We start from the raw sequence: 19,084 nt of genomic DNA on the forward strand, positions 1-19,084 counted from the left end.
AAAATTTTGAGAATATTCTGTTGCTATTAACCCAACAATTGTTTAGCCTTAGCTAATACATTATCAACGCTAAAACCAAACTTCTCTAAACAAACACCACCTGGAGCTGAAGCACCAAAGCGATCGATACTAACAGTATCGCCTTCAGTACCCACATATTTGTGCCAACCGAAACTAGCGCCAGCTTCTACAGATAAACGCTTGGTGACAGCTTTCGGCAGAATCGACTCTTTATAAGCCGCATCTTGTGCTTCAAACAGTTCCCATGAAGGTAGAGAGACAACACGGACTTTCTTACCTTCAGCCTTAAGTTTTTCGGCTGCGCCAACGGCGAGGCTCAGTTCTGAACCAGTTGCAATCAGGATGAGATCGGGTGTACCTTCGCTATCCACAACGGTGTATCCACCCTTGGCTACGCCCTCAACCGACGTACCTGCCAAGTTGGGAACGTTTTGACGGGTGAACGCCAGCAGAGACGGAGCATTTTCCTTCGCCTTTTCGATCGCTATTTTATAAGCGCCAGAGGTTTCGTTACCGTCTGCGGGACGAAACACTAATAGATTAGGAATGGCACGCAAGGAAGCGAGAGTTTCAATGGGTTGGTGCGTGGGGCCATCTTCACCTTGTCCAATGGAATCGTGGGTCATCACCCAAATCACGCCAGCTTGGGAAAGGGCGGATAAGCGGATGGCAGCACGCATATAGTCTGTGAAGATCAAGAAGGTAGCACCGTAGGGAATCAATCCTGAACTGTGTAGCGCTATACCGTTACAGATTGCGCCCATAGCATGTTCCCGCACACCAAAGTGGATGTTGGGGTTTTCGTATTCTCCTTTTTGGAAGTCGCCCTTGCCTTTGATTTCGGTCAGGTTGGAGTGGGTTAAGTCAGCCGAACCACCAATCAATTCAGGTAAAACTGCCGCTAGTTTGTTAAGGCAGGTTTCTGAGTGTTTACGGGTAGGTAGTCCTTTGTCTTCGGGGGTGTAGGTGGGTAGTACTTTATCCCAACCGTCGGGTAGTTTGCTGCTTAGGTAACGTTCAAATTCGGCGGCTTCTTGAGCATACTTGGCTTTGTAGTCGGCAAAGGTTTTGTTCCAGTCGTTTTCGTAACCTGCGCCGCGCTCAACTGCTTTGCGTGTGTGGTTTAGGGCCTCTTCTGGAATTACGAAAGGCTCGTATTCCCAACCCAAATTTTTCCGAGTTAATGCTATTTCGTCTCCACCAAGGGCAGCGCCGTGAACGCCAGCGGTGTTTGCTTTATTGGGGGAACCATAACCAATAATGGTTGTTACTTTGATGAAAGAAGGCTTATCGGTGACAGCTTTAGCCGCTTCAATGGCTTTGGCGATCGCTTCTAAATCGGTGTTGCCGTCTTCAACGTGTTGGACATGCCAACCGTAAGCTTCAAAGCGCTTGGAAACATCTTCGGTGAATGCCACATCTGTGGAACCATCGATCGAAATGTGGTTGTCGTCGTACAGAGCGATGAGTTTACCTAATCCCAAGTGTCCTGCAAAAGAACAAGCTTCACCAGAAATTCCTTCCATGTTGCAACCGTCACCTAAAATTACGTAGGTGTAATGGTCAACAATCTTGGCATCGGGTTTGTTAAATTTAGCGGCAAGGTGCGCTTCGGCGATCGCTAAACCGACTCCATTGGCAATTCCTTGACCCAAGGGGCCAGTTGTGACTTCCACGCCTGGGGTCATGAAGTTTTCGGGGTGTCCAGGGGTTTTCGATTCCCATTGACGGAATTGTTTGATATCTTCAATGGTGACGCTATCGTAGCCTGTCAAATACAGCAGGGCGTACTGCAACATCGAGCCATGACCGGCTGACAAGACAAAGCGATCGCGGTTAAACCATTTAGGATTCTTGGGATTAAACTTCAAAAAGCGATCCCAGAGGACAAAAGCCATTGGAGCCGCGCCCATTGGTAGTCCTGGGTGTCCCGATTTTGCCTTTTCTACGGCATCAATAGCCAAGAAGCGGATCGAGTTAATAGCCAGTTCTTCGACGGACAATTCTTTGGCGGATTGGGTTGCAACAGTCATAATCTCTTGTTTTTAACGACGGGTTAGCACTCTTCGTAGCTTCTCTTGCTGGGGTTATTTTAGATTCCCCACAGTATCCTCATCATCCCACTCCCGCTTGTCGATGGACAAGCGGGATCTCCTGAGTTTCTGGTGATAAATCAAGCTGATAATTGGGTCATGCTGAACGCTTAAGTTATATCGGAATGATATTTCTGATACTTTGGGCATTGGGCATGGGGCATTGGGCATTGTGCATGGGGCATGGGGCATTGGCCATTAGGCAAACGAGCAGGTCGGATTAAACTACTGAATTCTGACTCCTGCCTTCTGCCTTCTCCCAAGGGGAGACGCTAAAAGCGATCTGCCTTCTGCCTTCTGCCTTTTCTGCCTCCTAACTTCTTTTAAACGTATTTCTTAAAGGCCAGTGTGACATTATGACCGCCAAACCCAAAAGAATTGGATATTGCTATCTCGACTTTTTGAGCGCGGCTAGAGTTAGGTACGTAATCTAAGTCACACTCTGGATCGGGATTTTCCAGATTGATTGTCGGTGGAATTTGGTCATTGGCGATCGCTAGTACTGTTGCGACTGCTTCAATACCTCCAGAACCGCCCAATAAATGACCTGTCATCGATTTGGTGGAGCTAATTGCCACCTTATAGGCATGTTCTCCCAAAGCTTTTTTGATTGCTGAGGTTTCAGTTGAATCATTAGCTGGGGTACTTGTGCCGTGGGCATTAATATAGCTAATTTGTTCGGGAGTTATGCCGGCGTCTTTGAGCGCTAGTTCGATGGCTCTCGCGGCTCCGAGTCCACCGGGCACGGGAGAGGTTATGTGGTAGGCATCACAGGTCATGCCATAGCCGATCATTTCGGCATAAATGTGAGCGCCGCGACTTAGGGCGTGTTGCAGTTCTTCGAGAATTAAAATTCCCGCACCTTCACCCAAGACAAATCCGTTGCGATCGCGGTCAAAGGGACGGCAAGCATGAGCCGGGTCATCATTGCTAAAAGAGAGTGCTTTGCAGGCGGCAAACCCAGCTATCGACAATGGTGTGACAGCTGATTCCGTTCCCCCGCAAATCATCGCCTGGGCATATCCCCCTTGAATTAAGCGAAAAGCATCGCCTACAGCGTTAGAGCCAGCGGCACAAGCAGTTACAGGACAAGAGTTTGGCCCTTTAGCACCCGTATGAATTGCCGTTAATCCTGCGGCCATATTGGCGATCATCATCGGGATCATGAATGGACTACAGCGATCGGGGCCGCGGTTGAGGTAGATAGTTTGCTGGTCTTCTAATACCTTAATGCCACCAACGCCAGAACCGATCATCACACCTACCTGTTCTGCATTCAGGTCATTGATCGCTAACTCCGAGTTAGCTAGAGCCTGTTTTGCTGCCGCAACCCCAAATTGGGAAAATCGATCCATGCGCTTGGCCTCTTTGCGCTCCAAGTAATCATGTGGATCGAAGTTTTTCACCTCACCAGCAATCCGGCAATCATGGCGAGACGCATCAAATAATGTGATGTAGTCAATGCCATTGCGTCCACTCAATAATCCATTCCAATATTCTGTTGCTGTGTTACCTATAGGTGTAATCGCGCCAACACCAGTTACAACAACGCGTTTACGTGTATGATCTGTCATGATTCAGTTAAAAATGGCGAAAAAGCAGCAGGCAAAAAATTTGAGGTTAGCGACTAGGTACTGGTGAGCCAGCGCGGTCTTAAAGGTTTCCTTTACGAGCGACTGGCATCGGATTTGCTGACTTCAAGTGACTGTCGTTAACGTCAGCATTAGTGACATTAGCAGCGTCAGGCGAAGAGTGGCTAGATATTAGAGAAAAATCTCCCCAATCCCAATCCCCAATTCCAATCCCCAGTTAAGCTGAGGCGGTAACTTTGTTATTGATGTAATCTACTGCGTCTTGAACAGATGTAATCTGCTCCGCAGCTTCGTCGGGAATTTCGATATCAAATTCTTCTTCCAAGGCCATCACCAACTCAACGGTATCGAGAGAATCTGCTCCCAGGTCTTCCATAAACTTGGCTTGTGGTGTGACTTTCTCTGGGGGATCAACACTCAGTTGTTCGATAACGATTTTCTTGACCTTTTCAAAAAGTTCCGTTTGGCTCATAAATAAAAGTCCTTAACCACTTGCTACGATCTGCTCTTTAGAGGAGACATTGTTTTGAGCATATACATCTTATCGTCAAGCGCGATCGCCCGCATACTTCCAAGGGTTTTTCTGCTAGAAAACCTCTGCCATTTTTAAAATAAATGGGGGTAAGTTTTCTGGAAACACTTGAACTGTGGAGCGCGCTACGCCATCACCGATACCGTGTAAATGCTTCGGTTTTCCAATTATTGCTAAAATTTTTTACAATGTCTCGATCAGTATTTACAGTCTTGCTAGCAGTTAAGAATATGTAGATGCCGCGACCCTTTAACCTAGACGCTTAAAGGGTAGCTAAACGTCAAACATCAGAACTTTAGTGCTAACAAGGGAATGATAAAACAGTTATTGTTTAGAGCGATCGCCCTAACCCAAACATACTTCTATGCTACCTCAGACACTGAAATACGCTTACTTCCCCGGTTGTGTTGCTCAAGGGGCCTGTCGAGAACTTTACCAGTCAACTCAAGCCCTTACCCAAGCACTGGGCATTGAGCTAGTTGAACTTAAAAAAGCTGCTTGCTGTGGTTCCGGCACATTTAAAGAAGATTCACAACTGCTAGAAGATACAGTCAACGCCAGAAATATTGCCTTAGCAGAAGAATTAAATCTGCCCTTACTTACTCATTGCAGCACTTGTCAAGGTGTTATCGGTCACGTCAACGAACACTTAAAAGAATGTAAGACTTCTAACCCTGTTTATATTGAACAGGTTAATGGCTTGCTAAATAAAGAAGGTTGTTCGCCTTATCGCGGCAGTACTGACGTTAAACATCTTCTTTATGCCTTGGTGACAGATTACGGTTTAGAGGAAATTACCAAACGTGTCACCCGAAAGTTAACTGGATTAAAATGTGCGGCTTTTTATGGCTGTTATCTCCTCCGCGCCCAAAAATCTATGCCTTATGACGACCCTTTCCAACCGGAAGCGATGGAAAATATGTTTCGGGCAGTGGGTGCAACACCAATTTATTACCGAGGTCGGACACAATGTTGTGGTTGGCCCCTTGCTAGTTATGCCACTACCCAATCTTTTAAGATGGCGGGGATGCATATTCAGGACGCTATAGCGTCTGGTGCTGACTGTATAGTTACACCTTGTCCTCTGTGCCACTTAAATTTAGATTCGCGTCAGCCAGAGGTAGAAAAGGTGATTGAACAAAAGCTAGGTTTACCAGTGTTACATTTACCCCAGTTGATTGCTTTGGCACTTGGGGTTAGTCCAAAAGAACTGGGTTTAGACCGTCACATTGTTTCTACAAAGCCAGTGTTGGAAAAATTAGGATTTTAGTTTATGGAGTACAAGGGACTAAAGTCCCTTGTCTGGTTAATTGATTGGACTTTGGACAGTAATAATGGTTTTGATAAAAAAATTACCAAAATTAACCAACTTACAATATATATATAAGACTGGTAATTTTGGATAACTTTAATTAAACTCTAATTTTGAGAATCGTTTTGGTATTAGCTTCGTAAAGTTAATGCTTCTTTTTCGAGGTTTTCATCCATCCAAGAAAACATATCGCCAATTGATTTAACCATATCTTCAACTCCTTCACGGAAGAGTTCAACATCTTGCTCAGACTTGGTATAAATTTGTGCTACTTGAATCAATTCATCTGTATGTTCTGGATCTAAGTGGCAGTGGAGATGAAAATACTCGATGGTATGGTCATCAATACCTTTAAATATCTTACGAAGTCCTTCGATATATTTGATGAAAATTCCAGGTAAAACTTGCTCAATTGCTGCAAATCTTCCTAGAGAGCGTACTATAGGTTCATCATCACAAACTTCAAATTTCTTAAAGCGTAATGCCGGAATCAGAAACGCTCCATCATCGGCATTGATATCAATTTTAGGACAATCAATACCTTTCATAAAACGCATAAATAATGCTACATGAGCAAGGTTTGAGTTGAGTTCTCCATGCTCTGTAAATGCATTTTCTAGCATAATCGTTCTAGCATGGTAACTATCCATTTTGGACGCAACTTTCAGAAAAGCCATATTAAATCTGTTTGAGCCAGGTAGCATTTTCATTGCAAACTGGCGGATTGCATCTTGTGAAAATTCTCCTTTGGCAAAGCGTTGAACAAAGGGATGTAGAGACAAATCCTGTGCTGTTGTGAGTTCTAATAAAACTTGCTGTAATTGGTTGGATATCTTAGCATCTAAAGAAAGAATTGCAGTCATTATTCTAGGGGATAAGTGGATTTTTATCGATCTTAATTGTCTAATTTAGCGTGAATATTTGGACAATTACTCACGCAGCTTGCATTGCAAAAAACGCATACCTTTTGTAACTATAAAATTTTGTTTTTGGTTAACTGAACTGTATACACAGTTGTTTTAACTAATTTGTTACCCTCTTTTGTGAAAAAATCAGTACAAGTTCGTACTTTATCCTAATAAATATCTTAGTCTTTATATTTTTTTATACGCAGATAAAAAAGAATCATTAACTCAATCTTTACTTTTTCCTGCATTTTCTAAAGTTGGTATAAAATGATTATCAAGCGTTTTTATTTGTCATCTGTCAATAGGAATAAAAAAATCCTTTTGAACAAGAATGCAGAATGGGACGTGCAAGATTCACGCCCCACAAGAGTTATTTTGAATTTGGTTATGTAATTTAGATAACTTTCAGCTTATTCATTGCTATTTTTGAATTTACGTTGCAATTGTTTTAGCGATTGATACATATCTGGCAGGCGGCCATAAACAGCAGATACCTTGAGATATAGTTTGTAAGGAAGGGCTGGGGTTCCGCAGACAATTTCTCCTGGTGCAACATCGTTGTGAATTCCAGTTTGAGCAGATGTCATCGACCCATCTCCCATCTTCACTTGATTGACTATTCCTGTTTGTCCAGCTAGAATAACGCGATTTCCCAGTTTAACACCTCCGGCCATGCCAACCTGACCTGCGATCGCACAACCAGAACCGATTTGGCAACCATGACCTATTTGCACTAAGCTATCAATTACTGTATTGCGACCTACCCGTGTTTCTCCGACTGCTGGGCGGTCAATGCCAGTGTTACAGCCAACTTCCACGCCATCTTCTAAGACTGTATAGCCTGATTGTTCCATTTTGAACCAACCAGTCCGGATGGGAACAAAACCAAAGCCTTCTGCACCAATGACAGCACCACTGTGAATGACGCAATCTGCACCGATGCGGGTGCGTTCGTGGATGGTACAGTTAGCGTGTAAGGTGGTGCGATCGCCTATTTTGGCATCTGGATAAATCACTACATTGGGATGAATGATTGCACCATCACCAATTTCTACCCCTTGTTGAATCACAGCATGGGGGCCAATATAAACATCACTACCAACTTTTGCGGTGGAGTGAATCACAGCAGTGGGATGAATTTCTGGCGTAGGACGATATGGTTGATAAAAAAGGGCGATCGCTTTGGCAAACAATAATCGCGGATCTGAGGTTGCTAGCCAGGCAATACCTCTTTCTTGTGCAAGCGCCTGTAATTTTTCGTCCTGGGGCAAAATTAAAGCACTAGCATTAGTAGTGCCGACAAAAGATTTAAATTTTGCACTTTCTACGTAACCGATCGTACCGTTGGTAGCTTCATCAATCGCTGCTACCCCTGTAATTTCTGGGTCTTGGTCTGGGTTGCTAGTCAGGCTATGATTGGTGGCTGCGTCACCAAATTGACGGAGGATTTCGCTGAATTTCATTGTTGGGTGTGTTCAAAATTGATCTACAATCGCAAGATAATTTTCCCTCTTTATGCTCCAATACAATAATTTTGTAGACGCGTAGCGGTGAGGCAATCGGACTGTTCCTAGTTTCGCTTCAGGTTGGATTACTTCACTGACATTCTTCTGTTGATGGCTCTCGTGAGCTTACTTTCACTGAATCTTGTCTCAATAGCGTCTTGAGGCGTTGATTATCTTCGGTAGCGATCGTTTCACCATAGTGATGAAGTTGAAAAAGCTGGCAATACCGGTTTTGTTTAGCGCAAATCAAGCAGCCATAGGCATGATTACCGTTAGTACCGCATAGCCGATGTCCCATCACCGGGCCGAGAGAAATATTTTGCTCGCTAGCAACAGTGCTGAGAATTGAGCGCAGTTTTGACTCAAACTCCAATGACAAGTATTGCTTACGTCCTGGTTGTGTGCGATCCCATTCTGGAACGATTAATTCCTGTTTTAACAGACTCGCTTCAATCTCTTCAGACATCACAAGCCCAGATAAAATAACGTGACGGGAAACATGGGGCAATAGTGTACGTGCTAATTGCCACATTAAGGCTTCATCAAACCACTCTTCAACTAGTGGACGCAGATACCAACAACAGGGAATGCCAAGGTTTACTAAATCTTGCAGCAACTGTACCCGACTCTGAATTGAGGCTTGTTCATAGCCTGGTTTCAAGGGAGGTAGACTAACAAAGACAGTGACTCGAAGTGAATGAGGTCGCTCTAGAGTTTTTTTGAGGCGTTCTAGAAAAGATTGACCAGGATGGACTTTGGTAGTTATGTAGACGATGTTGGCAGCTTTGCGGTCAATCAGTGCATCCAGAATTGATAGTACGCGTTCTCGATGGGCTGGAATAAAAGGGTCAGAGTAATCGCATAATGAAATTGGAAAGCCCTTTTGTCCCTCCTGGGTAGCAAAAATGTGGTCTAGCAAAAGATCGAGTAGGTCAACTGGAGCTGAGACATCCTGAAAGTTTTGTGGATAATGATGCCAGTCACGGTCTTGATGACAGACACAATAGGCACATTCAATCGGGCAACGATTCTGGACATTTGGCAGAAATGGATTGAGACTGAAGTATTTTACAGCACGCTCCTCATCAGGAATACCAAGCACTGGAAAGCCATACAGCATATACTGGCTTCCCTGCAACGTAATTTCAGACGCAGTATTTTTATCAGTACCCATATATTTTTATGAAAAAATAATACACCCAGAAAAATTTGTCTTCTCTAGAGTGGCTGGTGTGAATATAGAGTGGCAAGGTGGGAAATGCTGGAGGATTAATAAGAATTTTGATAAGTAAATATAATTAAGTAGCGATCGCTTGTTCTTAAAGAACTAGTAAATGGGTTCGGGTTAACACGGAGAGGCTCTTGGTAATAAGTTTTAAGATTAGGGATACACTACAATATGTATACAAGTGCTAAAACCTAACTTGATGAGTCTTTTATTGCTGGTTTTAGCCCTCTTTTTGCTCTAATACAGTAATTTTGAATCGTAGCTTTCTTTTTGCCACTTTGTACTAGTCAGATAATTAGTAATTAAAATAGACATTATTTATCTTCTAGGAAGTTCTACTTTTGAAATGATTAATAATATACAAGAATTAAAAGAGCGTTTATTTACTAGTGGAATAGTAAAAAATGAACAAGACCTACAAGGATGTAGCTTAGAGGAAATTGCATACATTGAGAGTAAATATGGAGTTTTACCAAAAACTTACAGGGAAATCTTAGGCTTACTTGGGCATAGTGCCGGAAAGCTTGTTAGAGGATCGGAATTTGAGTTTTACTTCGACCAACTTATCAAAATGAATGAATGGCAGCAAGAGATTATCCTTGAGTCCATTGCTGAGGGAGAAGAATGTACACCTTTACCAGAAAAAGCTTTCTGTATCTGTGCTTTACATGGAGATCCGTGGTTTATTATTGCCAATGGACAAGATGACTGTTGTGTTTATTTTCTAGATGAAAGTGGCACAATTAAAGAGTCCAGTAAATCTGTAATGGATTGGATAGAGGGATTTATAGAACAAGTTGAATATTTGATAAAAAGGGGACTAAGATAAAATTTACAAGTTATCTTTTTGAGAATAAGCTTCAACAATAAACCTTATAGTAGTCTGCTACATTAATTTAAATTAAATAAGTTGTTAGTAAGCACTTTAGTCCTTATTTTCCAAGCACTAAAGTGCTTACTACGAACTCTCTTAAACTGTCATAATCTCTGTGGCGGTACTAATCGCTAGTCGCCATTGCTATCCCTGCTAAATAACCGGTTGTCCAAGCACTTTGGAAGTTAAACCCACCGGTAACGCCATCAATATCTAAGATTTCTCCGGCAAAATAAAGACCAGGAACTAACCGACTTTCCATCGTCTTGAAGTTGACTTCTTTGAGCTTGACACCGCCACAGGTAACAAATTCTTCTTTGAAGGCTCCTTTACCATTGATTAAGTATTGTCCCTGAGTAAGTTCTTGCACCAGTTGATTTAAGGTTTTACTAGATATTTCTGCCCAACGATCTTCTGTGGTAATGCCAACACGAGCAATGATATATTGCCAGAGACGATGAGGTAAATCGACTCCGCGATGCAATGCGATCGCTTTCTTTCCCCATTCATCTTTAACTGCTAAAACTTTTTCTCGCACTTGTTCTTGGTGCAAATTAGGCAGCCAATTAATCAATAATGTGGCTTGATAGCGGCTTTCGTGCAGAACTCTCGCACCCCAAGCAGAAAGCTTCAAAACAGCGGGGCCACTCAAACCCCAGTGGGTAATTAGCAATGGCCCGGTTTGTTGTAATTGGGATTTTCCGCCCGCAGATAACCGCAATTGAACGGGGTTAACGCTAACTCCAGCCAATTCCCGCAACTTTTGATCGATAACGTTGAAGGTAAATAACGAGGGTACTGGCGGTTCAATTTGATGACCTAACTCTCGGACAATTTTATAACCCGCAAGGCTGCTACCGGTCGCTAAAAGTAGGCGATCGCATTTAATTGTCTCTCCCGACTTCAGAAGAATATCAAAACCCCCATCTGCTGCGGTTCTCACTGAAGTTACATGCGTACCGATGCGGAGTTTTACCCCAGATTTCGCCACCGCTTTTACTAGACATTCCACAATGGTTTCTGAAGTATTGGTGACAGGAAACATCCGGCCATCAGCTTCCGTTTTGAGATAGACTCCACCAGCAGCAAACCAAGCTACTGTATCTTGAGGCCCAAACCGAGTCAAAGCACCCCGCAAAGCTTTTGCACCTCTGGGGTAATTTTGGACTAACTCCTCCGGTTCAAAGCAAGCGTGAGTGACGTTGCAGCGTCCGCCACCAGAAATTAGCACTTTCGCTAGGGGTTGGCGACTGGCTTCGAGTAAAGTAACTTGGGCAGCAGGATTAGCTTTAGCACAAGCGATCGCGCCAAAAAATCCTGCTGCCCCACCCCCAATAACTACAATTTGTAACGGTAACAATTTCAAAAATGTCTCTTTTACAGCACCTACTTTCTAGGCTAGCTGTTATTTTCACTCTTCATCAGGTTCAAAGTCGGCTTTTGTTGCGCCACAAGTTGGACATGACCAATCTTCTGGGATATCTTCAAAGGCTGTTCCCGGTGCTATGTCGCTATCTGGATCGCCTTCTGCTGGGTCATATATATAGCCACAAACAGTACATTTATACTTTGCCATGTCCCTTTCCCCTCGTAACTTGTTGGCATTGCTTCCCTATTAAATACTTTTGGCAGTGATTCAAAATAGGCAAGCTACAATTCTTAAACGAGACTACGGTATGAAAATCAAACCCTTTGGCTAGGGAAAAGGTTAAAGGGGAAAGGGAAAAGGGAACCCCATAACTAAAGTCAGGGGCAAGATAACCGGACGCTGTATTTCGAGATACGTAGTATGAGAAATACATCTTTAACTTTGCTCCATGTTTGAAAATAGGGGCTTGTATCCTTTTCCCCTTCCCCTTTAACCTTTTCCCTACCCGAAGGGTTTGACCAATGACTAATGACAAATGACTAAAAACGCCACCATGTCCTTTGAGCGTAACTAATAATTCCGATCGCGATCGCCCCAAATAGCAGCAGCCAAATAATTCCACCTGGGATAAAAGTGAGAATACCAATACCTCTCAGTACCCAAACGGCAACGCTAATGCCGAGAAGTGTACCAAAAATCTGGATTAATCTACGATTTAAAGAAGATTGATTCACCTAATTTTCCTCTCAACTCAACAGACATTACACTTGATATTGATAATTAAAATATGAAGTTACGATGAAGTTATAGTTTCATCAGAAATAACACGTAAAAACCGAGAGATACTATCCAAATTTTAAGGTAAGGCACTTGATGTTAAATCGTGTTTGTGCCATTCTAGCTGTTAACAACGCAGTTTTTCATCTACAAGTATTACTTTCACAAAACTCACTGGAGTATTAATTATGTTAATTGTGATAAGAAACACAGTTTTTACAGTAAAGTAACTGAAATGATGAGCAAAAAATTATCCTTTCCGGAAAAGATAAGTATTAAACTGGAACTAATTTAATAATGGGTTGGATCTAAATCAAGTTTTATGGCTTGTAGTTTCAACTCTATTTAGGTGGATGAGTTGAGGAGTAACTTAATCATTATGTCTGCGTCTTATATATCAGATTCAATTATTGCAGGTTCAGATATGGCTTGGAGTCAAGACAAGCAAAAGTTGCTGGTACAGGGTGAAATTCTGCTAGAAACGCGATCGCACAAGCTATCGGGTGGCGCGGTGACAGCCTGGATGTATTTGCCGATGGTGCGATCGCACGTTTGGCAGCAATTAACTGATTATCCCCGCTGGGTACAATATTTTCCCGATATCACCAAGAGTGAGGTAGTACATAAAGGTGAAGTCAAACGTCTGTATCAAGCAGCACAAAAAGCCTTCTTATTTTTTACGGCTCAAGTGGAAATTTACCTCAATGTTGTAGAAGTGCTAGGGCAGCAAATCCAATTTCGCATGGTAAATGGGACTTTTGAGGACTTTAACGCCAATTTAGAACTACAAGATTGTGGTAATGGCACAATACTTGCTTATACTGTGCAAGCGACACCTCTAATTCCGATTCCATCTATTTTTATTCAACAAGCGATGAATTTAGAGTTGCCTGCAAATATGCGTAAAATGCGACAAGTTATGTGTAAGACTCAATAAAAAATTCAGACGTTGCTGATTGGATTTTCACTTTACCTATATATAGATAATTCAAAAACCCGCTCTCTGTAAGAAAACGGGTTTTTGTTTGTGATTTATCAGGTAGAATTATCCGATAAAAACTTCAACTGGTAAACGGCTAAACGACAACCTTTCATTTTGCACATCTACAAAGATGGTGTTACCGTCGTTGAATTCGCCGCGCAAGATGGATTTGGCAATTTGCGTTTCTAACTCTCGCTGAATCGCCCGCTTCAGTGGACGCGCCCCATAAACTGGGTCATATCCTACTTCTGCTAAAAAGTCAAGGGCAGCATCCGAAAGTTTGAGAGATATTTTGCGATCGCCCAATCTTTGCCGCAATCTTTCCACTTGCAACAGCACGATTTGCCGCAATTCCTTCTTATCTAAACCGTGGAAGATGATAATTTCATCAATCCGGTTTAGGAATTCTGGACGGAAGCTATTTCGCATTGCTTCCATGACTCGACGGCGCATTTCGTCGTAGTGGGTGTTATCCCCAGCGATATCAAGAATGTACTGCGAACCGATGTTGCTAGTCATGATGATAATGGCGTTCTTGAAGTCCACCTTATGACCTTGGGCATCAGTGACGCGACCATCATCGAGAATTTGCAGGAAGATATTGAAGACATCGGGGTGCGCTTTCTCGATTTCGTCGAAGAGAATCACTGAGTAAGGACGGCGGCGAATCGCTTCTGTAAGTTGTCCGCCTTCTTCGTAACCCACGTATCCTGGAGGCGCACCGATTAAACGAGAGACGGCGTGTTTCTCCATATACTCCGACATATCGATTCGCACCAGCGCATCTTCGCTATCGAACATATACGCCGCCAGTGCTTTCGCCAACTCGGTTTTACCTACACCCGTAGGCCCAAGGAAAATAAAGCTAGCAATGGGACGATTGGGATCGGCCAGTCCAGCACGCGATCGCTGAATTGCATCGGCTACTGCTGTGACTGCTTCTTCTTGTCCAACTACCCGACGATGCAGTTCATCTTCTAAATGCAACAGTTTTTCTTTCTCCGATTCCACCAACTTACTGATCGGAATTCCTGTCCATTTAGAAATAATTTCGGCAATATCAGCTTCTGTGACTTCTTCTCGTAATAGTGATTTACCACTTCTTTGAGTGCTTGCCAATTCAGCTTCTACTGCTTCTAATTGACGATGCAAACTAGTTAGATTGCCGTATTTCAATTCCGCAGCGCGGTTAAGGTCATAGTCGCGTTCTGCTTGCTGAATCTCTAAGTTGACCCGTTCAATCTCTTTTTTAACAGACTGAATTTTGTCAATGATATCTTTTTCAGACTGCCATTGAGTATTCAGAGTTTTTTGTTCTTCTTTGAGATCGGCAATTTCTTTTTCCAGTTTTCCTAGACGTTCGCGAGAAGCGGCATCGCTTTCTTTCTGTAGCGAAAGCTTCTCCATTTCCAATTGCAGAATCTTGCGATCGATTTCGTCGAGTTCTTCTGGTTTGGAGGTAATCTCCATTTTTAATCTCGCGGCGGCTTCATCTACCAAGTCAATTGCCTTATCTGGTAAGAAGCGATCGCTAATATATCGACTCGACAATACGGCGGCTGCAACTAAAGCACTATCAGAAATCTTCACCCCGTGGTGGTTTTCATAACGTTCTCTCAACCCGCGCAAAATCGAAATACTATCTTCAACACTAGGCTGATCGACATAAACTTGCTGGAAGCGTCTTTCTAATGCGGCATCTTTTTCGATATATTTGCGGTATTCATCCAGGGTTGTTGCCCCAATACAGCGCAATTCGCCCCGCGCCAACATCGGTTTTAATAAGTTACCCGCATCCATCGCGCCTTGAGTTGCACCAGCGCCGACAACGGTGTGAATTTCATCAATAAATAAAACAATATTGCCGCCAGATTCAGTAACTTCTTTTAATACTGCTTTCAGACGTTCTTCAAATTCACCCCGGAATTTTGCCCCTGCAATCAAAGCACCCATATCTAAAGCGATTAGCTTGCGGTCTTTGAGGGATTGAGGTACATCACCTGCGATAATGCGCTGTGCTAATCCTTCAGCGATCGCAGTTTTACCAACACCTGGTTCACCAATTAGCACAGGATTATTCTTGGTGCGGCGAGAAAGAATTTGCACAGTGCGACGAATCTCATCATCTCGCCCAATTACTGGATCGAGTTGACCTTTACGCGCGGCTTCGGTGAGGTCACGCCCGTATTTTTCCAGTGCTTCATATTTGCCTTCTGGATTTTGGTCGGTCACTTTTTGGCTCCCACGAACTTGTTTAATAGTATTTTTGAGTTTGCCTTCGTCTAAACCAAACTCTTGGAATAAAGCTTTGCCAAAGCGGTCATCTTTAGCGTAAGCCAGCAATAAGTGTTCAATTGAAATATATTCATCTTGAAACTCTTTGCGATATCCGTCTGCTCGATCTAGAAGTGTATCTAAGCTGCGTCCTAAGTATACTGAGGTACTATTACCTGATACTTTCGGCTGACGTTGAAAAAATTGTTCGGTGCGATCGCCCAGTTTTTGGAGGTTAACACCCGCTTTTGTGAGAATACCTGTTGCCAGACCATCTTGTTCTAGCAGCGCTTTCATCAGGTGTTCGCTTTCAATTTGCTGTTGTTGATATTGTTTCACAATATCCGGGGTATGGGCGATCGCTTCCCAGGCTTTTTCTGTAAATTGGTTAGGATTAGTAGGTTGCATAGGCTTTTTCAGGAACAAACCATATTAGACATAGTAAAAGCGCAAAGCACTGCCGACCTTAGACCACGGCGGTTTTCCGTAGGTTAGACTCCAAGGAAAGGAAAATTTTTGTTCTCATATCGTTATTGTAAGAAGATGAGCGCGATCGCCTAGATCGGTGTTCACGTCTTGTAAAAGTGGTATTTTCCCGTAGTTCCTATTTCTTATTTGTTATTTTCACTCATTAGACTTCTTGCAATCGGGGTAAAGGGGTAAAGAAACTCAAAATCCTTTCCCTTTAACATGCACCCTTTTCCTTAATATCATGTGCGGATAAATAGTTATGATTCCGACAGTCATTGCACCTTACCCCCTCCCCACTCTTCGGGCTAAGGATTTATTCAAAACATGAGTCCCTTTCCCCTTTCCCCTTTAACCGAACCGTATTGGGTCTGGTTACAAGTCTCAAAAACCTCCTGGTATTACTACGTTGAGTCGCGGACTTGAGCAGTTTGAATCCACTTTTTTTGGCTGGAAACTCGTTCTGGGAATACTTGTGTGTACACCGTAGGCTCCTCTGCCCCCCTGCTCCTCTGCCCCCCTGCTCCTCTGCCCCCCTGCTCCTCTGCCCCCCTGCTCCTCTGCCCCCCTGCTCCTCTGCCCCCCTGCCCCTCGTACCCAATGCTCAATGCCCTTTCATTTCACTGCAATAACTCTAGCTACAGAGATTTCTGGTTGTTCAGTGGAAACTTGTCCGGGTGTAGATGAGCCTTTCAACCACAGCAGCACTGCGGGAGTTACACCCAGCAATAAGCCTAGCAACACGGGTACAAAGAATCCAGCTGTTAAACTCATGACTGTAGCGAAAGCAAAGTTACTTAAATAAACTGCTAAAGGTATATTAAGTTGCGTTGGCAAAGCCCACCGCAGGTATCGATCCCAGTTAATTGGATTATTTCTCCACAAGAGTGCAGTCACAGTCATAAATACCGAGCTAGTACCCAGCCACCCCGCAAAGTTTTGGTAAGGCATTCCAAAGAAGGGGCCTGGTTGTTGCCAATACCAAAAGGGCAGGGAAGTTTGACTCATTGCGGGATCGAGAACAAAATCCCAGGAGGTTAGTAATAAAGCACCCAAAGCGATCGCACTTATATGACGCCACAAGTTGGGTTTTTTGTCCACTTCTAAACCTGCACGTGCTAGTAGGTAAGAAACAAATCCCAAATAAAACCACGACAAGGGAATTGTAAATGGGACTAAACCTGCAATCTTATAACCTAAACCGCTTAGGTAACTATAATGGCCGAATGGAAAACCAGTGCTGGTTCCTAGTAATTCACTTCCTAGAGAAATAAATACAGATGGCAACAGAAATGCCAAAGCGCGACCTAAACCCAAAGTCCGCATGGCATACAAGAAAACACCTACAGCGCCTAAAATCATATAAACTACACCGCCTCCTGCCATACTCCATTGCATGGCAGTTTGTCCAACCTCGGATAAGTTCAAAATTACTTGGGCATTAGGTACAACCAGTAGTATCCCTACCAATCCAAATACCATTGACACGATATGACCAATGAGGCTTACGCGTTCAGCAATAACAAGTTGTCTCATGATAATTCCTTAACAAGATATGACACGCGGCTACTCGGCTGCTAAAAGTTCCAAATCTTTAAGAAGATATTTAGAAAGTCATTAAATACAATCGAGCCTCAGTTGAGATTCGCAGGAGGCATTACCACTTTTTTGGCTAACCCCAGTGTCTTCAGTGTTTGAATTGCCCACCACGTTACATCTACCTGCCACCACTGCCAGCCAGCCTTTGCCACATTCGGGTAAGCATGGTGATTGTTGTGCCAGCCTTCCCCAAAGGTTAGGAGTGCTGCCCACCAGAGATTACGAGATCCATCTTTAGTCTCAAATGTTCGATTCCCAATCAAATGCGTCGCTGAGTTAATTAACCAAGTTGTGTGCCAGAGGAAAACTATTCTGACAAATGTCCCATAAACTACAAACGACCAGCCACCTAGTAAATACAGTAGAACTGCTAACGGCAGTTGCAGCAGTAAGAAATAGCGATCGAGCCACGAGTAAAACGCATCGCGTGCCAAGTCGGGAGCATATTTACGATAAGTGTCCGTAGCAAAAAATTCAGGGCGGGGGTAGAGAATCCAAAGAATATGGCTCCACCAGAAACCACGACGGGCCGAATAAGGATCTTTGTCTACATCTTCGGTAAAAGCATGGTGCAAACGATGTCCCGCTACCCAAAAGATCGGGCCGCCTTGCATGGCTAATGCGCCTAAAAACGTAAAGGCATACTCCAACGCTTTCGGGACTTGAAGACTGCGGTGTGTCAGTAAGCGATGATAGCCTAAACAAATACCGATACTACCAAATAACCAATAAAGTGCGATCGCCACACCCAGCGCTGACCAGGAAAAATACCAAGGAGCAAGCAGGGCTAGAACATGAATGGTAGCAAAAAAGGCTACATTTCTCTTACTCAATATGAGTGTTTTTCTACCTATTGAAGTAGAGCTAAATGATTGAACTGTCACAAATCTTCCTTAAAAATACTTGGGTGTTTGTATTTATATGAACCCTGTACTAAATATTGCCTTTGATTAATTCGTAGTTAATTAATGAAAGACAATACCTTACAATGCCAATGCATAAAAATGCATTGTTAATGCGTCAACTTTTACGTAAAACTCTACTAAGTCAGCTAACGGATGAGAGGAATACTAGGTTGTAGCCTTGTTAAAAGCCTGATTATGTCGTCCGCAAATCTGACTCGGTGAGGAGTATCATCGTTTCTGCACCAACTCTGCCAAAGTCAGGCTCTAGCCCTAATGCCATCTCAATGAGATAAGTCCATGTGCCAGATTCAGGTGTGTAGCTGCGTACAATCCCTTCTCCACCAATAAAGCTTACCCATTGAGTATTGCGAAACTTAGGCAGCTTCATGAAGGTTGCAGTCATGCGTAAAACTCCTCAATTCATAGTTGATATAGTTGATATCTTTTGTTTTAATACAATAAATCAAATATGTTTTGTATCTTTTTAAGTAAAGATGTTAAACAGTCTCTATAACTTTTGAATGTTTTAGATGCAAATTAAACAATTTATACGTAATTCAAACGTTTATTCAAACATAATATATAGCAGTCCTAAATAATATCATGTCCGCCAAATTACGAGTCGTGATGCGTAAACCCGCCTGC

General features: G+C 43.1%; 16 protein-coding genes. 3 read left to right on the forward strand and 13 right to left on the reverse strand.

Annotated features, from left to right (window positions below):
• Window positions 1-26: 26 nt before the first annotated feature.
• From tkt to acpP, 3 genes are all read right to left on the reverse strand, one after another.
• Window positions 27-2,054: a transketolase gene (gene tkt / locus V7K45_RS13090; protein WP_335003964.1), complete on the reverse strand. Its 2,028-nt coding sequence runs from the start codon at window positions 2,052-2,054 to the stop codon at window positions 27-29.
• Between the two features lie 383 nt (window positions 2,055-2,437).
• The gene (fabF, locus tag V7K45_RS13095; protein WP_322667337.1) at window positions 2,438-3,688 is read right to left on the reverse strand and encodes a beta-ketoacyl-ACP synthase II; all 1,251 of its coding nucleotides are present in this window, start codon (window positions 3,686-3,688) and stop codon (window positions 2,438-2,440) included.
• 235 nt (window positions 3,689-3,923) lie between these two features.
• The gene (gene acpP, locus V7K45_RS13100; RefSeq protein WP_335003971.1) at window positions 3,924-4,178 is read right to left on the reverse strand and encodes an acyl carrier protein; all 255 of its coding nucleotides are present in this window, start codon (window positions 4,176-4,178) and stop codon (window positions 3,924-3,926) included.
• A gap of 424 nt (window positions 4,179-4,602) precedes the next feature.
• Between acpP and V7K45_RS13105 the strand changes: the two genes are divergently transcribed.
• A complete protein-coding gene (locus V7K45_RS13105; RefSeq protein ID WP_335003973.1) occupies window positions 4,603-5,508 on the forward strand; it encodes a CoB--CoM heterodisulfide reductase iron-sulfur subunit B family protein in 906 nt (301 codons plus the stop codon).
• A 173-nt stretch (window positions 5,509-5,681) separates the two neighbouring features.
• Here V7K45_RS13105 and V7K45_RS13110 read toward each other — a convergent pair whose 3' ends face one another.
• From V7K45_RS13110 to V7K45_RS13120, 3 genes are all read right to left on the reverse strand, one after another.
• Window positions 5,682-6,413 carry an iron-containing redox enzyme family protein gene (locus V7K45_RS13110; protein WP_335003975.1) on the reverse strand — a complete coding sequence of 244 codons (732 nt, stop codon included), beginning with the start codon at window positions 6,411-6,413 and terminating at the stop codon, window positions 5,682-5,684.
• A 455-nt stretch (window positions 6,414-6,868) separates the two neighbouring features.
• Complete coding sequence (lpxD, locus tag V7K45_RS13115) at window positions 6,869-7,921, reverse strand: UDP-3-O-(3-hydroxymyristoyl)glucosamine N-acyltransferase (protein ID WP_335003977.1); 1,053 nt, start codon at window positions 7,919-7,921, stop codon at window positions 6,869-6,871.
• A 133-nt stretch (window positions 7,922-8,054) separates the two neighbouring features.
• Window positions 8,055-9,137 carry a hypothetical protein gene (locus V7K45_RS13120; RefSeq protein WP_335003979.1) on the reverse strand — a complete coding sequence of 361 codons (1,083 nt, stop codon included), beginning with the start codon at window positions 9,135-9,137 and terminating at the stop codon, window positions 8,055-8,057.
• Window positions 9,138-9,537: 400 nt separating this feature from the next.
• Between V7K45_RS13120 and V7K45_RS13125 the strand changes: the two genes are divergently transcribed.
• Window positions 9,538-10,020 carry an SMI1/KNR4 family protein gene (locus V7K45_RS13125; RefSeq protein ID WP_335003981.1) on the forward strand — a complete coding sequence of 161 codons (483 nt, stop codon included), beginning with the start codon at window positions 9,538-9,540 and terminating at the stop codon, window positions 10,018-10,020.
• A gap of 169 nt (window positions 10,021-10,189) precedes the next feature.
• On the opposite strand, the gene V7K45_RS13130 is transcribed toward V7K45_RS13125, so the two are convergent.
• From V7K45_RS13130 to V7K45_RS13140, 3 genes are all read right to left on the reverse strand, one after another.
• Complete coding sequence (locus tag V7K45_RS13130) at window positions 10,190-11,425, reverse strand: NAD(P)/FAD-dependent oxidoreductase (protein ID WP_335004100.1); 1,236 nt, start codon at window positions 11,423-11,425, stop codon at window positions 10,190-10,192.
• Window positions 11,426-11,476: 51 nt separating this feature from the next.
• Window positions 11,477-11,641, reverse strand: a complete 165-nt coding sequence (rd, locus tag V7K45_RS13135; RefSeq protein WP_094349178.1) for a rubredoxin — start codon at window positions 11,639-11,641, stop codon at window positions 11,477-11,479.
• Between the two features lie 332 nt (window positions 11,642-11,973).
• Window positions 11,974-12,168, reverse strand: coding sequence for a hypothetical protein (locus V7K45_RS13140; RefSeq protein ID WP_335003983.1), 195 nt, complete (start codon window positions 12,166-12,168; stop codon window positions 11,974-11,976).
• A 422-nt stretch (window positions 12,169-12,590) separates the two neighbouring features.
• On the opposite strand from V7K45_RS13140, the gene V7K45_RS13145 reads away from it, so the two are divergent.
• Window positions 12,591-13,148, forward strand: a complete 558-nt coding sequence (locus tag V7K45_RS13145; protein WP_335003985.1) for an SRPBCC family protein — start codon at window positions 12,591-12,593, stop codon at window positions 13,146-13,148.
• 108 nt (window positions 13,149-13,256) lie between these two features.
• Here the strand turns inward: V7K45_RS13145 and clpB are convergent, their stop codons facing one another.
• The 4 genes from clpB to V7K45_RS13165 form a co-directional block, all read right to left on the reverse strand.
• A complete protein-coding gene (clpB, locus tag V7K45_RS13150) occupies window positions 13,257-15,875 on the reverse strand; it encodes an ATP-dependent chaperone ClpB (protein ID WP_335003987.1) in 2,619 nt (872 codons plus the stop codon).
• 675 nt (window positions 15,876-16,550) lie between these two features.
• Complete coding sequence (cruF, locus tag V7K45_RS13155) at window positions 16,551-17,471, reverse strand: gamma-carotene 1'-hydroxylase CruF (protein ID WP_335003989.1); 921 nt, start codon at window positions 17,469-17,471, stop codon at window positions 16,551-16,553.
• A 98-nt stretch (window positions 17,472-17,569) separates the two neighbouring features.
• Complete coding sequence (locus V7K45_RS13160; protein WP_335003991.1) at window positions 17,570-18,418, reverse strand: acyl-CoA desaturase; 849 nt, start codon at window positions 18,416-18,418, stop codon at window positions 17,570-17,572.
• A gap of 214 nt (window positions 18,419-18,632) precedes the next feature.
• Window positions 18,633-18,842, reverse strand: a complete 210-nt coding sequence (locus V7K45_RS13165) for a hypothetical protein (RefSeq protein WP_335003993.1) — start codon at window positions 18,840-18,842, stop codon at window positions 18,633-18,635.
• Window positions 18,843-19,084: the final 242 nt, after the last annotated feature.

Origin of the sequence: Nostoc sp. (genome assembly GCF_036917375.1) — a bacterium.
In the GTDB taxonomy this organism is placed as follows: Bacteria; Cyanobacteriota; Cyanobacteriia; order Cyanobacteriales; family Nostocaceae; genus Nostoc.

Bases quoted from the DNA above. Each gene is read 5' to 3' on its own strand.
- V7K45_RS13125 (WP_335003981.1), top strand. From the start codon at position 9,538: ATGATTAATAATATACAAGAATTAAAAGAGCGTTTATTTACTAGTGGA.
- acpP (WP_335003971.1), bottom strand. From the start codon at position 4,178: ATGAGCCAAACGGAACTTTTTGAAAAGGTCAAGAAAATCGTTATCGAA.
- cruF (WP_335003989.1), bottom strand. From the start codon at position 17,471: ATGAGACAACTTGTTATTGCTGAACGCGTAAGCCTCATTGGTCATATC.
- rd (WP_094349178.1), bottom strand. From the start codon at position 11,641: ATGGCAAAGTATAAATGTACTGTTTGTGGCTATATATATGACCCAGCA.
- lpxD (WP_335003977.1), bottom strand. From the start codon at position 7,921: ATGAAATTCAGCGAAATCCTCCGTCAATTTGGTGACGCAGCCACCAAT.
- V7K45_RS13120 (WP_335003979.1), bottom strand. From the start codon at position 9,137: ATGGGTACTGATAAAAATACTGCGTCTGAAATTACGTTGCAGGGAAGC.
- V7K45_RS13105 (WP_335003973.1), top strand. From the start codon at position 4,603: ATGCTACCTCAGACACTGAAATACGCTTACTTCCCCGGTTGTGTTGCT.
- fabF (WP_322667337.1), bottom strand. From the start codon at position 3,688: ATGACAGATCATACACGTAAACGCGTTGTTGTAACTGGTGTTGGCGCG.
- V7K45_RS13165 (WP_335003993.1), bottom strand. From the start codon at position 18,842: ATGACTGCAACCTTCATGAAGCTGCCTAAGTTTCGCAATACTCAATGG.
- tkt (WP_335003964.1), bottom strand. From the start codon at position 2,054: ATGACTGTTGCAACCCAATCCGCCAAAGAATTGTCCGTCGAAGAACTG.
- clpB (WP_335003987.1), bottom strand. From the start codon at position 15,875: ATGCAACCTACTAATCCTAACCAATTTACAGAAAAAGCCTGGGAAGCG.
- V7K45_RS13110 (WP_335003975.1), bottom strand. From the start codon at position 6,413: ATGACTGCAATTCTTTCTTTAGATGCTAAGATATCCAACCAATTACAG.
- V7K45_RS13145 (WP_335003985.1), top strand. From the start codon at position 12,591: ATGTCTGCGTCTTATATATCAGATTCAATTATTGCAGGTTCAGATATG.